This window comes from Massilia sp. 05N420, assembly GCF_056397205.1.
Genome location: NZ_JBFTMX010000220.1, coordinates 1 through 403, shown reverse-complemented (window position 1 = coordinate 403; position 403 = coordinate 1). Strand labels below are relative to the sequence as shown.

The window sequence follows — 403 nt, the reverse complement described above, 5'->3', positions numbered from 1 at the left end:
AGGCATAGGCGCGTAGACCTGTTGGCTGCGGTTGTTCGACGGCTGGAGCCGTTGCTGTTGCCTGCGCTTCAAGCTTTGCTGTCTCGGGAGCGGTTACGGGCTTCGGTTCCTCGCAGACCGCGATCACCGTCGGATACTTGGCGTTGGTAAAACCCTTCAGCTGCTTTTCCGACTCGGCATCGCACATCGCCACTGTCTGCCAATGCTTGTCCACCGTCGCCACGTAATTGCATTTACGGGCTTCGGTTCCTCGCAGACCGCGATCACCGTCGGATACTTGGCGTTGGTAAAACCCTTCAGCTGCTTTTCCGACTCGGCATCGCACATCGCCACTGTCTGCCAATGCTTGTCCACCGTCGCCACGTAATTGCATTGGGTGACGGAATCGTTGCACCCGAAGATG

At 57.8% G+C, this 403-nt stretch carries 1 protein-coding gene; it reads right to left on the bottom strand.

Annotation, left to right across the window (positions count from 1 at the left end; translation table 11 throughout):
• A partial coding sequence (locus AC1DIX_RS28065; protein WP_477328653.1) for a hypothetical protein occupies window positions 1-373 on the bottom strand: 373 nt, incomplete at its 3' end.
• Window positions 374-403 lie beyond the last annotated feature (30 nt).